This window comes from Paenibacillus sp. FSL H7-0442 (assembly GCF_038593105.1).
Taxonomy (GTDB): Bacteria; Bacillota; Bacilli; order Paenibacillales; family Paenibacillaceae; genus Paenibacillus; species Paenibacillus polymyxa_D.
This window is the reverse complement of record NZ_CP151963.1, coordinates 5,049,764-5,064,047: the sequence shown is the minus strand read 5'-3', so window position 1 is coordinate 5,064,047 and position 14,284 is coordinate 5,049,764. Positions and strand designations below refer to the sequence as shown.

The 14,284-nt window shown below is 48.5% G+C and carries 6 protein-coding genes, 1 tRNA gene and 3 rRNA genes; all 10 read left to right on the top strand.

The window, feature by feature from the left end; translation table 11 throughout:
• Positions 1 to 6: 6 nt before the first annotated feature.
• Entirely contained in the window at positions 7 to 915 is a 909-nt protein-coding gene (locus MHH57_RS22460) for a glycosyltransferase family 2 protein (RefSeq protein ID WP_029514513.1), read from the top strand.
• On the top strand, positions 912 to 2,312 hold the full coding sequence (locus MHH57_RS22455) for an undecaprenyl-phosphate glucose phosphotransferase (protein ID WP_039271378.1): 1,401 nt from the start codon (positions 912 to 914) through the stop codon (positions 2,310 to 2,312). The genes MHH57_RS22460 and MHH57_RS22455 overlap by 4 nt, the downstream gene beginning before the upstream one ends.
• A 106-nt stretch (positions 2,313 to 2,418) precedes the next feature.
• On the top strand, positions 2,419 to 3,291 hold the full coding sequence (locus tag MHH57_RS22450; protein ID WP_342434526.1) for a phosphatidylinositol-specific phospholipase C/glycerophosphodiester phosphodiesterase family protein: 873 nt from the start codon (positions 2,419 to 2,421) through the stop codon (positions 3,289 to 3,291).
• A 126-nt stretch (positions 3,292 to 3,417) separates the two neighbouring features.
• Entirely contained in the window at positions 3,418 to 4,128 is a 711-nt protein-coding gene (locus tag MHH57_RS22445; RefSeq protein WP_069010718.1) for a heptaprenylglyceryl phosphate synthase, read from the top strand.
• Positions 4,129 to 4,169: 41 nt separating this feature from the next.
• The gene (pcrA, locus tag MHH57_RS22440; RefSeq protein WP_029514509.1) at positions 4,170 to 6,494 is read left to right on the top strand and encodes a DNA helicase PcrA; all 2,325 of its coding nucleotides are present in this window, start codon (positions 4,170 to 4,172) and stop codon (positions 6,492 to 6,494) included.
• A gap of 89 nt (positions 6,495 to 6,583) precedes the next feature.
• A complete protein-coding gene (ligA, locus tag MHH57_RS22435; RefSeq protein WP_342434525.1) occupies positions 6,584 to 8,599 on the top strand; it encodes an NAD-dependent DNA ligase LigA in 2,016 nt (671 codons plus the stop codon).
• A 378-nt stretch (positions 8,600 to 8,977) separates the two neighbouring features.
• Positions 8,978 to 10,533, top strand: a 16S ribosomal RNA gene (locus MHH57_RS22430).
• Between the two features lie 97 nt (positions 10,534 to 10,630).
• Positions 10,631 to 10,706 (top strand) — tRNA-Ala (locus tag MHH57_RS22425).
• 233 nt (positions 10,707 to 10,939) lie between these two features.
• Positions 10,940 to 13,866 (top strand): 23S ribosomal RNA (locus MHH57_RS22420).
• Between the two features lie 151 nt (positions 13,867 to 14,017).
• A 5S ribosomal RNA gene (gene rrf / locus MHH57_RS22415) occupies positions 14,018 to 14,134 on the top strand.
• The 16S, 23S and 5S rRNA genes sit together here with 1 tRNA gene alongside, the layout of an rRNA operon.
• Positions 14,135 to 14,284: the final 150 nt, after the last annotated feature.

Here is a 14,284-nt window from a genome sequence, read left to right as displayed (position 1 = left end):
TTAAATATGGATGTAAGCATACTGGTCGTCAACTATAATACGTGTCAATTGACGCTGGATTGTTTGCAGTCGGTGTATGCGTCCGAGACGCAATACCGATATGAAGTGATTGTTATTGATAATCACTCCAGTGACGGATCTGTTGAGGCTATTCGTGCTGCATACCCGGAGATTATGTTGATAGCCAATGAGGATAATACAGGTTTTGCCAAGGCAAACAATCAGGGAATGGAAGTAGCCGGCGGACGTTATATATTGCTATTGAATTCCGATACGCTGGTGCAGCCGGACACACTGGATACGATGATTCCGTTTATGGATACGCATCCGGAGATGGGAGCATCGGGCTGTAAGGTCATCCTGCCGGATGGTTCGCTGGATAAGGCATGCAAGCGTGGATTTCCAACGCCGTCAGCTTCTTTTTACTACGCTTTCGGCTGGTCGAAGCGTTACCCGGATAGCCCGAAGTACAATCAATATCAGCTTGGGCATCTAAGCCCGGATGATGAGTATCCAGTAGATGTACTGGTAGGTGCTTTTATGCTAGTACGCCGGGAGACGATTGACCAGGTCGGGGGGTTGGACGAAACCTTTTTTATGTATGGTGAGGATATTGACTGGTGCTACCGGATTAAGCAAGCCGGGTGGGGCATTTACTACTACCCGCGCACATATATTATTCATATCAAAGGGGGCAGCGCTCGCCGCCGTCCTTTGAAAATTATTTATGAGTTTCATAGAGCTATGTGGGTATTTCATCGTAAGCATTATAAACAGCAATACAGTTGGATCACCAATATGGCTGTATATGCGGGGATTGCCGTGAAATTTGGAATGGCTTTCCTGAAAAATAAGTTGTCCGCACCGGTCAAGCCGGACGGCGGGGAACAATCTCATACTGAGGTGAAAGCATGATACGCAGAAATCAGCGTTTTTTAACCCAATTATATATTGTGGCGGATTTCGCGGTCATTCAGTTGTCCTTTCTGATCGCTTGGTTTTTCAAATTTGAAAGTGAATGGATCACCTATACAGAACCGCTTCCTATTCAAGTATATGGAGGCTGGAGCTTAATCTACGGCCTGATTGCCGTAGTGCTGGGGATGTTATTTTCGCTCTATTCGCCCAAACGCAAAAAACGATTTGCAGATGATGTATTTCGCGTCACCCAGATTCATATCGTTGGACTGTTCGTGCTGTTGAGTGTGATGTTCTTCGTGAAACAAATTGATATCTCGCGGTCCTATCTGGCAATCTATATGGTTGGAAACGTGCTGCTTATTTTGTTTTATCGATTTTTCTTGAAGCAAGTTCTTAAAGCTCTCCGTCAAAAAGGGTACAACAAACAATTCATGCTTATTCTTGGGGCGGGTACTCTAGGCCAGCGATTTTATCATAACCTTGGACAGTATCCTGATCTGGGATACGAGGTAGTGGGTTTTCTGGATGATAAGCGGCATTGGAGTGAAGAGGAAGAGGCGCATTTCCGCCCGATTCTTGGAGGCTTAGATCAATTGGAGGCTACGCTGTCGCGTCTGATGATTGACGAGGTCATTCTGGCGCTGCCGCTGGATGCTCATGATAAGTACCCCAAGATTATCAACATGTGTGAAAAGGCTGGAGTGCGCACGCTTATAATCCCCGACTTTTTCGATTATTTGCCGGCTCGCCCGTACTTTGATAACTTTGCAGGTATGCCGATGATCAATGTGCGGGATATTCCACTGGATGTAGCGGGGAATCGATTGTTTAAGCGCCTATTCGATATTTTATTCTCTTTATTCGCGATTCTCCTGACCTCTCCGATCATGCTAGCAGTAGCGATTGGTGTGATGATTACATCCAGAGGGCCAATCATTTTTAAGCAGGAGCGGGTAGGCTTGAACCGTCGCACCTTCCGAATGTACAAATTTCGTTCGATGAAGGTGCTGCCTCCTGGAACTGAAGATACGGGCTGGACGACTGCTAATGACCCAAGACGCACACGTTTTGGTACTTTTATTCGTAAAACGAGTCTCGACGAGCTGCCTCAATTTTTCAACGTTCTGCTGGGTGATATGAGTGTCGTTGGTCCACGCCCAGAACGCCCCTATTATGTGGATCAGTTCCGTGAGGAAATTCCAAAATACATGGTGAAGCATCATGTTCGTCCTGGAATCACAGGCTGGGCACAGAGCAACGGGTTGCGTGGAGATACATCTATTGAGGAACGGATTAAGCATGACATCTTCTATATTGAGAACTGGTCGCTCTTATTCGATATTAAAATTATTTTCCGCACGATTCGCAACGGTTTCAAGAACGCATATTAATACAAAAGCACCCTTCGGTTTAGCCGGAGGGTGTTTTTGCGTCTGGCAGTTGTTTTGAGCATGCGTATGTGGGGTATTGACCTGTACGAAAAGGATGTGACACCCCATGAAACGATTGATTGTTTCGGTTATTCTTTTAATGTTAATCGGCACATTTTTACTGGCATACAAAGGAAAATCTACAGAAGAACATACTGGCTTTACCATGCACCGTGTGATTTCGCATGCCATGGGAGCCGTTGATGGTTTGGCCTATACTAATGCGCGTGAAGCGTTTGTGGAAAATTATAAAAAAGGCAGCCGCGTATTCGAGGTCGACCTGATGTTTACATCGGATGGACAATTGGTGGCGCGCCATGAATGGACAGAATCTTTTACAGTGCAAATGCAACAGGAACATGCAGTTGCTACGGAACAGGGCGGAAAACCTTGGAGCTATCATCAATTCAAGAACACCCCCATACACGGTTCCTATACCCCAGTAGATTGGAAGGATGTATTGGATTTATTGGAAACATACCCGGATGCTTATATTGTGACCGATACGAAAGAACAGGACCCTGCCCAAATCAAACAGTTGTTTGCGCAACTGACCCGTCAGGCACAGGAGAAAAATCCCGAGCTTTTGTCCCGTATTGTTCCTCAAATTTATAATGAAGAAATGTTGCGAACGTTACGAAGTATTTATCCTTACCCATCCATTATTTATACGCTCTATGCCACAGAAGATAAGGACGACCAGATCATTCGATTTGTACAACAAAATGATATAACGGCAGTAACTTTACCAGAGAATCGGGTGAGTGGTGCTTTAGTGGAAAGTTTGCGTCAGGCAGGAGCGGTATGCTACGTAAATACCATTAATGAGTTGAAGGATGCGGCTGAGTATGAACAGATGGGTGTGCAAGGTTTCTATACAGATATTTTAACGGAAAAAGAACTTAGTAAACGTAGTTGGTTGTATGCGCTACGCCCCTAAGCTGTCTGAACGGGGTGTTCCCATTTGATACGAACATTGACACCTTTTAAGCACTGTCATAGACTTAGCATAGAACGCTTTTGGATATTGGAATTCGGTTCGACTGGATCATGACAAAAGCAATGGATGCTGGAGGAATGTGTGTTGGCAGATTCAATTCAATCATGGAGGCATGTGTTTAAGCTTGATCCTGAAAAGGAACTGGATGATGAGGCACTTGACGCCGTGTGTATGTCTGGTACGGATGCGATTATGGTAGGAGGTTCATCAGGTATTACCTACGAAAATACGGTGGATTTGCTGTCGAGGGTTCGACGTTATGAGGTGCCGTGTGTGCTTGAGGTGTCCGATCTGGAAGCTGTAGTACCAGGGTTTGATCTATATATGATTCCTATGGTACTGAATACCGCTGACAGTAATTGGATTCTAGGACAGCACCAACGTGCGATTGAACAGTTTGGTTATATGATCCCTTGGGATTTGCTTGTGACGGAAGGATATATTGTTTTGAACGGTGATTCTACAGTCGCTAAGCTTACCGGAGCAGATACTTCGCTGGATACTTCATCTGCCACCTCATATGCACAGATTGCTGACAAGCTCATGCATCTGCCGATTGTATATGTGGAATATAGCGGTGCTTTTGGGGATATGGAGCTGGTGCAAAAAATACATCGCAGTACAGAGCACTCTCGTGTCCTATACGGGGGAGGAATCGTGGATAAATCTACCGCGTTACAAGCGGCTGCCGTTTGTGACACCATTGTAGTAGGAAACATCATTTATCGTGACTTGGCGAAAGCGCTGGAGACGATAGCTGTGAAATTGGAAGTATAGAACGTGATTTTATGGAAGCTCAGGGAAAGGAGCATGCACGCATGCAATCAATAGATATACACGAGGCGGTAGCTCGCCTTAATCCGCCTCAGCGTCAGGCTGTGGAGGCGGTAGATGGTCCGCTGCTGATTATGGCTGGCGCAGGCAGTGGTAAAACACGGGTGCTCACGCACCGAATAGCCTACCTCATCGCAACCCGCAAGACGGCTCCATGGGGCATTTTGGCGATTACCTTTACGAACAAGGCCGCGCGTGAGATGCAGGATCGCGTATCCAAGCTGATTGGCCCACAGGGAAGAGATGTGTGGGTATCCACCTTCCACTCGATGTGTGTGCGTATTTTACGTCGGGATATCGAGCGGATTGGATTTACCTCGAATTTCAGCATTTTGGATTCTACGGATCAATTGTCTGTCATTCGGAGCTGCATGAAGGATCTGAATATAGACACCAAAAAATTTGAACCCAAAGCGGTTCAGTCTATGATGAGTACGGCAAAAAATGAACTGGTCACTCCCGAAATGTATGAGCGCAAGATTGGCGACTATTTTGAAGGGATTGTGGCGAAGGTATATACCAAGTACCAACAGCGGCTCAAAAACAACAACTCTCTTGATTTTGATGATTTGATCATGGCAACGATTCAGCTGTTTAAAGAAGTACCTGAGGTACTGGACTTCTACCAGAAGAAATTTCAATACATTCATGTTGATGAATATCAGGATACAAACCGTGCGCAGTACATGCTGTGCAAAATGCTGGCCGACAAGCATCACCGGATTTGCGTAGTAGGTGACAGTGACCAATCCATCTATCGGTGGCGAGGTGCCGACATTAGCAACATTTTGAATTTTGAAGAGGACTACCCGGAAGCGCGTACCATTTTGCTGGAGCAGAACTACCGGTCCACCTCGAATATTCTCAATGCTGCCAATGAAGTCATTGGTCAAAATACAGGCCGCAAGCCGAAAAAACTATGGACTGACAAAGAAGGCGGCGCGAAGATTAAGGTTTACCGTGCTGATTCTGAACATGATGAGGGCTACTTTATCGCCTCAGAAATTCATAAGAATATTAAAGCGGGCAAAACCTATAGCCATCATGCCATTTTGTACCGTACGAATGCTCAGTCTCGGGTTGTCGAGGAAATTCTGATTAAATCAGATATTCCTTATCAGATCGTGGGCGGTATTAAGTTCTATGATCGGAAGGAAATTAAGGATTTGCTGGCGTATCTTCGCCTGCTCTCCAATCCTGACGACGACATCAGTTTGATCCGAATCATTAATGTGCCAAAACGAAGCATCGGAGACACAACTGTCGGCAAATTGCAGGCAGCTGCAGCGGAACGTGGAGTTTCGATTTTCCGTGTCCTTCAAGTGGTAGATGATTTGGGCTTTGCAGGACGTACGCGCAATGCGTTGGTAGAGTTTTACGATATGATCGAAGGTTTAAGTCGTATGGTAGACTACCTGTCGGTTACCGAGTTAACAGAAAAAATGCTGGAAACCACCCAATATCGATTGGAACTGCAAAACGAGAATACACTCGAGTCACGCTCGCGTTTGGAGAATATTGATGAGTTCCTGTCGGTAACCATGGAATTTGAAAAAGGTGCGGAAGACAAGTCACTCGTCTCCTTCCTGACCGACCTTGCGCTGATTGCTGATATTGATTCCATGAATGACGACGAAGAAGAGCAAAGCGATGCGGTTGTATTGATGACCATGCATAGCGCCAAAGGTCTGGAGTTTCCCATTGTATTTATTGTCGGTATGGAGGAGGGAGTGTTCCCTCATAGTCGTGCCTTTCTGGATAACGAAGAACTGGAAGAAGAGCGCAGATTGGCGTATGTCGGCATAACCCGTGCAGAGGAGCAACTGTTCCTTACATGTGCACAGATGCGCACTTTGTTTGGACGCACCACGGCTAACCCGCCTTCCCGCTTTCTCGAAGAGATTCCAGACGAGTTAAAAGAGGATACGATCATCAAACGTGACCGCTACCGCCGTTCAGGCAATGTAGGCGGATCTTATGGTGGGCGCGGACTGAATAAAGGTAGTGGCAGCAACTTTGGTGGAGAACGCTCGTTTGATACGATGAGCCGCAGTGGTTCGTCCGCTTCCGCGTCACCCCGCGTAACCGTAACGACATCTTCATCCGCGAAACCGACTCCGGCTGCTTCGGCAGGAGGCCCCTCCATTTTTGCTGCTGGAGACAAGGTGCAGCATGGCAAATGGGGAATTGGAACCATTGTAGCTGTAAAAGGGACTGGCAATGATATGGAACTTCAAATTGCTTTCCCGGCTCCGGTAGGGGTTAAACGACTGCTGGCTGGCTTTGCACCTATTACAAAAGTAGAATAAATCTCAAACATCATTAAATCTCGAACCTCATGAGTGGCAGTTTGGCTTAGGCCTCTGCCCTGATGAAGTTCCCGGAGGGATACGCCTGCATGAACCCAATGCACAGAATGGAGCAGCTTGTTGCTGAACTGAACACATATAACTATCATTACTACACACTGGATGAACCCAAGATCAGCGACAAAGAATATGATGTGCTTTATGACGAGCTGGTAGCGCTCGAACAGACGAGCGGTCTTGTGCTGCCGGATTCGCCGACACAGCGTGTGGGTGGGGAGTTACTCAAAGGTTTCACACCGCATCGCCACCTTGCCCCATTATGGAGCCTTGATAAAGCTCAGAATATGGAACAGCTGCGTGCATGGAACGCGCGTGTTGTGAAACTGGTTAATGATTACAATACCAAGAACCCGGAGAAACCTTTGCCATCTCCAGGCTATGCGATAGAACTTAAATTCGATGGACTGACGCTGAACCTGACGTATACAGATGGACAGCTTGTACAGGCTTCTACCCGCGGTAATGGCGTAGTGGGTGAGGGAATACTGGCACAGGTGAAGACCATTAAATCTGTGCCACTTACAATTCCTTTTCGAAATGGAACCATTGAAGTACAGGGAGAAGGGATCATGAATCTCTCTGTATTGTCCAAATATAATGAGACTGCCGTGGACCCTCTTAAAAATGCACGCAACGCCGCAGCTGGTGCTTTGCGCAACTTGAATCCCAAAGTGACAGCAGAGCGGCGCTTGAATGCATTTTTCTACAATGTGGGATATGCAGACCGTATCCAGTTTAACAGCCACCAGGAAATGATGACTTTCCTGCGTGAAAATCATTTTAAGGTAAACCCTTACCTGACTTACTTTGATAATTTTGAAGATGTAATGGAGCAACTGATTGAGATTGAAAAATCTCGTGCCGGATTGGATTACCTCATTGATGGTGCAGTATTGAAAATTACAGATATGCGCACACGTGAGGCTCTCGGGTATACCGATAAATTCCCGCGCTGGGCGGTGGCATATAAGTTCGAAGCCGAGGAAACGACAACGGTGCTTAACTCGGTTGAGTGGAATGTAGGACGAACCGGTAAAATCACCCCACTCGCAAGGGTAGAGCCGGTAGAGCTGGCGGGAGTCACTGTACAAAATTGTACACTGAACAATGCTGGTGACATCGAGCGCAAAAACCTGAAGTTTGCTTTGGGTGCACGTGTGTTTATCCGTCGCTCAAACGATGTCATTCCGGAGATATTAGGAAAGGTAACGTCTGAGAACGACGGGGAGGAAATCGTCGTACCAGATCATTGTCCAGCCTGCGGGTTTCCGTTACAGCAGCGAGGTGCCCATTTGTTTTGCGACAATAAGCTGGGGTGTAAACCACAAATTGTAGCTCGTATTTCCCATTTTGCTTCACGTGATGCTATGGATATTGAGACATTCAGTGACAAAACGGCCATACAGCTGCATGACGAACTGGAAGTGCGCGAGCCTGCGGATTTGTATACACTCCAATATGATGATCTTGTGAAGCTGGAGCGGTTTGGTGAGAAAAAGGCCAGTAACCTCTTGGCGGCACTTGAAAAGAGTAAAGAGAGAGATTTGGCTTCTTTCCTTTATGCTCTGGGTATACCGAATACCGGTAAAGCAACAACACGCATGTTGGCTGAACACTACCGTGATTTGCACAAGACGATGTCCGCTACGGAGGAAGAACTGATAGAACTACCGGATGTGGGCGGGATTGTAGCCGAAAGCATTGTTGCTTTCTTTGCAGATCCATTTACTCAGGCGGGAATTGAAAAGATGCTGTCTCTAGGGGTGAAAGCTCAGGCCCCTGAAGCTCCGCAGGAGAAGAAGACAGACAGCTTTTTCAGCGGCAAAACGGTCGTGCTTACAGGTACCCTGCATCAGCTTACGCGTGACGAAGCTGCATCCAAGCTGGAGGCACTGGGAGCCAAAGTTGCGGGGTCTGTATCGAAAAAGACGGATCTAGTCATAGCTGGTGAAAAGGCTGGGAGTAAGCTGGCTAAGGCCCAACAGCTCGGAATTGACACCATAGAAGATGAGGATGAATTTATCAGACTGCTGGAACAAGAATAATAGTTTTGCAATGAGTGCAGTCATTCCGCTCTGGGGCGGGGTGGCTGCCTTATTATCTGTTGTATAGTAGGAAATAAAATAGATATAAATAAATGCTTGCTAAATAACTTTAGGCATGATATATTATTAGACGTTGCTTTGAGAGTATCATTTCTTGAAGCGAGGTTGCTGAAAAGATAATCGAAAAAAAGATTTGACAAGAAAGTAACTAACATGATATGATCTAATTCCTCGCTCGTTGAACGAACGAGAGCAGATAAGTTCTTTGAAAACTGAACAAATGGATGATGAAACAAAGATTTCTTCTTTTATAAAGAAGAATCGCTAGCATTAAAAATGAGCTTATCGCTCTTTCTATAAACCAGCTTCGGTTGGTCTTTAATGGAGAGTTTGATCCTGGCTCAGGACGAACGCTGGCGGCGTGCCTAATACATGCAAGTCGAGCGGGGTTATTTAGAAGCTTGCTTCTAAATAACCTAGCGGCGGACGGGTGAGTAACACGTAGGCAACCTGCCCACAAGACAGGGATAACTACCGGAAACGGTAGCTAATACCCGATATATCCTTTTCCTGCATGGGAGAGGGAGGAAAGACGGAGCAATCTGTCACTTGTGGATGGGCCTGCGGCGCATTAGCTAGTTGGTGGGGTAAAGGCCTACCAAGGCGACGATGCGTAGCCGACCTGAGAGGGTGATCGGCCACACTGGGACTGAGACACGGCCCAGACTCCTACGGGAGGCAGCAGTAGGGAATCTTCCGCAATGGGCGAAAGCCTGACGGAGCAACGCCGCGTGAGTGATGAAGGTTTTCGGATCGTAAAGCTCTGTTGCCAGGGAAGAACGTCTTGTAGAGTAACTGCTACAAGAGTGACGGTACCTGAGAAGAAAGCCCCGGCTAACTACGTGCCAGCAGCCGCGGTAATACGTAGGGGGCAAGCGTTGTCCGGAATTATTGGGCGTAAAGCGCGCGCAGGCGGCTCTTTAAGTCTGGTGTTTAATCCCGAGGCTCAACTTCGGGTCGCACTGGAAACTGGGGAGCTTGAGTGCAGAAGAGGAGAGTGGAATTCCACGTGTAGCGGTGAAATGCGTAGAGATGTGGAGGAACACCAGTGGCGAAGGCGACTCTCTGGGCTGTAACTGACGCTGAGGCGCGAAAGCGTGGGGAGCAAACAGGATTAGATACCCTGGTAGTCCACGCCGTAAACGATGAATGCTAGGTGTTAGGGGTTTCGATACCCTTGGTGCCGAAGTTAACACATTAAGCATTCCGCCTGGGGAGTACGGTCGCAAGACTGAAACTCAAAGGAATTGACGGGGACCCGCACAAGCAGTGGAGTATGTGGTTTAATTCGAAGCAACGCGAAGAACCTTACCAGGTCTTGACATCCCTCTGACCGGTCTAGAGATAGACCTTTCCTTCGGGACAGAGGAGACAGGTGGTGCATGGTTGTCGTCAGCTCGTGTCGTGAGATGTTGGGTTAAGTCCCGCAACGAGCGCAACCCTTATGCTTAGTTGCCAGCAGGTCAAGCTGGGCACTCTAAGCAGACTGCCGGTGACAAACCGGAGGAAGGTGGGGATGACGTCAAATCATCATGCCCCTTATGACCTGGGCTACACACGTACTACAATGGCCGGTACAACGGGAAGCGAAATCGCGAGGTGGAGCCAATCCTAGAAAAGCCGGTCTCAGTTCGGATTGTAGGCTGCAACTCGCCTACATGAAGTCGGAATTGCTAGTAATCGCGGATCAGCATGCCGCGGTGAATACGTTCCCGGGTCTTGTACACACCGCCCGTCACACCACGAGAGTTTACAACACCCGAAGTCGGTGGGGTAACCCGCAAGGGAGCCAGCCGCCGAAGGTGGGGTAGATGATTGGGGTGAAGTCGTAACAAGGTAGCCGTATCGGAAGGTGCGGCTGGATCACCTCCTTTCTATGGAGAATCGTTTCCTGCGATGGAAACATTCAAATATGAAGTGTAAGCTTCAAAATTCATCATTCCATTTGTTCAGTTTTGATGGAACTTGTGAGGGGCCATAGCTCAGCTGGGAGAGCGCCTGCCTTGCACGCAGGAGGTCAGCGGTTCGATCCCGCTTGGCTCCACCAATTACAATTTCATCATAAACTGTATGAGAATCGTTAACTCCTTGGAGATTGATTGATAATCAAACAGCCTTGCACCTTGAAAACTGGATACCGAAACGAAATTGCGTTTTAGAATATTCCTTTAAGCTGATCTTGTGTAAACAAGTGAAATAAAGGTAGCTGCCTTGAATTTCATTCACACGTAAGTGTTGAACCGAAATTCAAAGCAAATCGTATTTACGATGTAAATACTAGGTTAAGCTACAAAGAGCACACGGAGGATGCCTAGGCGCCAGGAGCCGACGAAGGACGTGGCGAACAACGATAAGGCCTCGGGGAGCTGTAAGCAAGCTTTGATCCGGGGATGTCCGAATGGGGAAACCCGGCTGTCTTCATCGACAGTCACTTTCTGCTGAATACATAGGCAGAATAGAGGCAGACCAGGGGAACTGAAACATCTAAGTACCCTGAGGAAGAGAAAACAATAGTGATTCCGTCAGTAGCGGCGAGCGAACGCGGATTAGCCCAAACCAAGGAGCTTGCTCCTTGGGGTTGTGGGACGTCTCACATGGAGTTACAAAGGAACCGGTTAGATGAAGAGGTCTGGAAAGGCCCGCCAGAGAAGGTAAAAGCCCTGTAGTTCAAAACTTGTTCTCTCCGAGACGGATCCCGAGTAGTGCGGGGCACGTGAAACCCCGTATGAATCCGGCAGGACCATCTGCCAAGGCTAAATACTCCCTGGCGACCGATAGTGAAGCAGTACCGTGAGGGAAAGGTGAAAAGCACCCCGGAAGGGGAGTGAAATAGATCCTGAAACCGTGTGCTTACAAGAAGTCAGAGCCCGATCTATGGGTGATGGCGTGCCTTTTGTAGAATGAACCGGCGAGTTACGTTCCCGTGCAAGGTTAAGGTGAAGAGCTGAAGCCGCAGCGAAAGCGAGTCTGAATAGGGCGAATGAGTACGTGGACGTAGACCCGAAACCGGGTGATCTACCCCTGTCCAGGGTGAAGGTGCGGTAACACGCACTGGAGGCCCGAACCCACGCATGTTGAAAAATGCGGGGATGAGGTGGGGGTAGCGGAGAAATTCCAATCGAACCCGGAGATAGCTGGTTCTCCCCGAAATAGCTTTAGGGCTAGCCTCGGAAAGAAGAATCGTGGAGGTAGAGCACTGATTGGGTGCGGGGCCCGCAAGGGTTACCAAGCTCAGTCAAACTCCGAATGCCATAGATTTAGTTCCGGGAGTCAGACAGTGAGTGCTAAGATCCATTGTCGAAAGGGAAACAGCCCAGACCATCAGCTAAGGTCCCCAAGTGTGTGTTAAGTGGGAAAGGATGTGGAGTTGCACAGACAACCAGGATGTTGGCTTAGAAGCAGCCACCATTGAAAGAGTGCGTAATAGCTCACTGGTCGAGTGACTCTGCGCCGAAAATGTAACGGGGCTAAACACACCACCGAAGCTATGGCTTGATGCTTGCATCAGGGGTAGGGGAGCGTTGAATGCGGGTTGAAGGTGTACCGTAAGGAGCGCTGGACTGCATTCAAGTGAGAATGCCGGTATGAGTAACGAAAAGATCTGTGAGAATCAGATCCGCCGAAAGCCTAAGGGTTCCTGAGGAAGGTTCGTCCGCTCAGGGTAAGTCGGGACCTAAGGCGAGGCCGATAGGCGTAGTCGAAGGACAACAGGTCGAAATTCCTGTACCACCGTAATCCGTTATGAGCAATGGGGTGACGCAGTAGGGTAGTGACGCGGACTGATGGATGTCCGTCTAAGCAGTGAGGCTGGTGTGTAGGCAAATCCGCACATCGTAAGGCTGGGCTGTGATGGGGAGCGAAAATTATAGTAGCGAAGGTCATGATCTCAGACTGCCAAGAAAAGCCTCTAGCCAGGAGAAGGTGCCCGTACCGCAAACCGACACAGGTAGGCGAGAAGAGAATTCTAAGGCGCGCGGAAGAACTCTCGTTAAGGAACTCGGCAAAATGACCCCGTAACTTCGGGAGAAGGGGTGCCTCGGTAGGGTGAATAGCCCGAGGGGGCCGCAGTGAAAAGGCCCAAGCGACTGTTTAGCAAAAACACAGGTCTGTGCGAAGCCGCAAGGCGAAGTATACGGGCTGACGCCTGCCCGGTGCTGGAAGGTTAAGGGGAGTGGTAAGCTCGCAAGAGCGAAGCTATGAACCGAAGCCCCAGTAAACGGCGGCCGTAACTATAACGGTCCTAAGGTAGCGAAATTCCTTGTCAGGTAAATTCTGACCCGCACGAATGGCGTAACGACTTGGGCGCTGTCTCAACGAGAGATCCGGTGAAATTTTAATACCTGTGAAGATGCAGGTTACCCGCGACAAGACGGAAAGACCCCATGGAGCTTTACTGCAGCTTGATATTGAATTTGGGTACGATCTGTACAGGATAGGTGGGAGCCGTCGAACTTTGAGCGCCAGCTTGAAGGGAGGCATCCTTGGGATACCACCCTGATCGTATCTAGGTTCTAACTTGGTACCGTAATCCGGTGCGAGGACAGTGTCAGGTGGGCAGTTTGACTGGGGCGGTCGCCTCCTAAAGAGTAACGGAGGCGCCCCAAGGTTCCCTCAGAATGGTTGGAAATCATTCGAAGAGTGCAAAGGCAGAAGGGAGCTTGACTGCGAGACCTACAAGTCGAGCAGGGACGAAAGTCGGGCTTAGTGATCCGGTGGTACCGCATGGAAGGGCCATCGCTCAACGGATAAAAGCTACCCTGGGGATAACAGGCTTATCTCCCCCAAGAGTCCACATCGACGGGGAGGTTTGGCACCTCGATGTCGGCTCATCGCATCCTGGGGCTGAAGTAGGTCCCAAGGGTTGGGCTGTTCGCCCATTAAAGCGGTACGCGAGCTGGGTTCAGAACGTCGTGAGACAGTTCGGTCCCTATCTGTCGTGGGCGTAGGAAATTTGAGAGGAGCTGTCCTTAGTACGAGAGGACCGGGATGGACGTACCGCTGGTGTACCAGTTGTTCCGCCAGGAGCACCGCTGGGTAGCTATGTACGGAAGGGATAAGCGCTGAAAGCATCTAAGCGTGAAGCCCCCCTCAAGATGAGATTTCCCAGTATGTAAGACCCCTTGAAGACGACGAGGTAGATAGGTTGGGGGTGGAAGTGCAGTAATGCATGGAGCTGACCAATACTAATCGGTCGAGGGCTTATCCTAAGATAAGACGCAAATGAGTTTCGGATCCAGTTTTCAGGGTGTAACCTTGAAGGTATGTATAAGTGACATACGACAAGCGCATGGCTATTCATTCACACGATATGTGGTGAACCGAATAACCTTACGGAAGAATTTGCATAGCAAATTCATGTTTGGTGGCGATAGCGGAGGGGTTCCACACGTACCCATCCCGAACACGACCGTTAAGCCCTCCAGCGCCGATGGTACTTGGACCGCAGGGTCCTGGGAGAGTAGGACGTCGCCAAGCAAAAGTGAAAAGGATGATAATCTCATTGAGATTATCATCCTTTTTTATGCATTTTTAGATGGCCACCTGCTTCTAAGGTTGACAGAGAGAATGGGGTTTGCCACACTCTAAGTGTGTAATCTTTTTTATGGATGTCCAAGTATACGAGCG

Bases quoted from the DNA above. Each gene is read 5' to 3' on its own strand.
- MHH57_RS22455 (WP_039271378.1), top strand. From the start codon at position 912: ATGATACGCAGAAATCAGCGTTTTTTAACCCAATTATATATTGTGGCG.
- MHH57_RS22450 (WP_342434526.1), top strand. From the start codon at position 2,419: ATGAAACGATTGATTGTTTCGGTTATTCTTTTAATGTTAATCGGCACA.
- ligA (WP_342434525.1), top strand. From the start codon at position 6,584: ATGAACCCAATGCACAGAATGGAGCAGCTTGTTGCTGAACTGAACACA.
- pcrA (WP_029514509.1), top strand. From the start codon at position 4,170: ATGCAATCAATAGATATACACGAGGCGGTAGCTCGCCTTAATCCGCCT.
- MHH57_RS22445 (WP_069010718.1), top strand. From the start codon at position 3,418: ATGCTGGAGGAATGTGTGTTGGCAGATTCAATTCAATCATGGAGGCAT.
- MHH57_RS22460 (WP_029514513.1), top strand. From the start codon at position 7: ATGGATGTAAGCATACTGGTCGTCAACTATAATACGTGTCAATTGACG.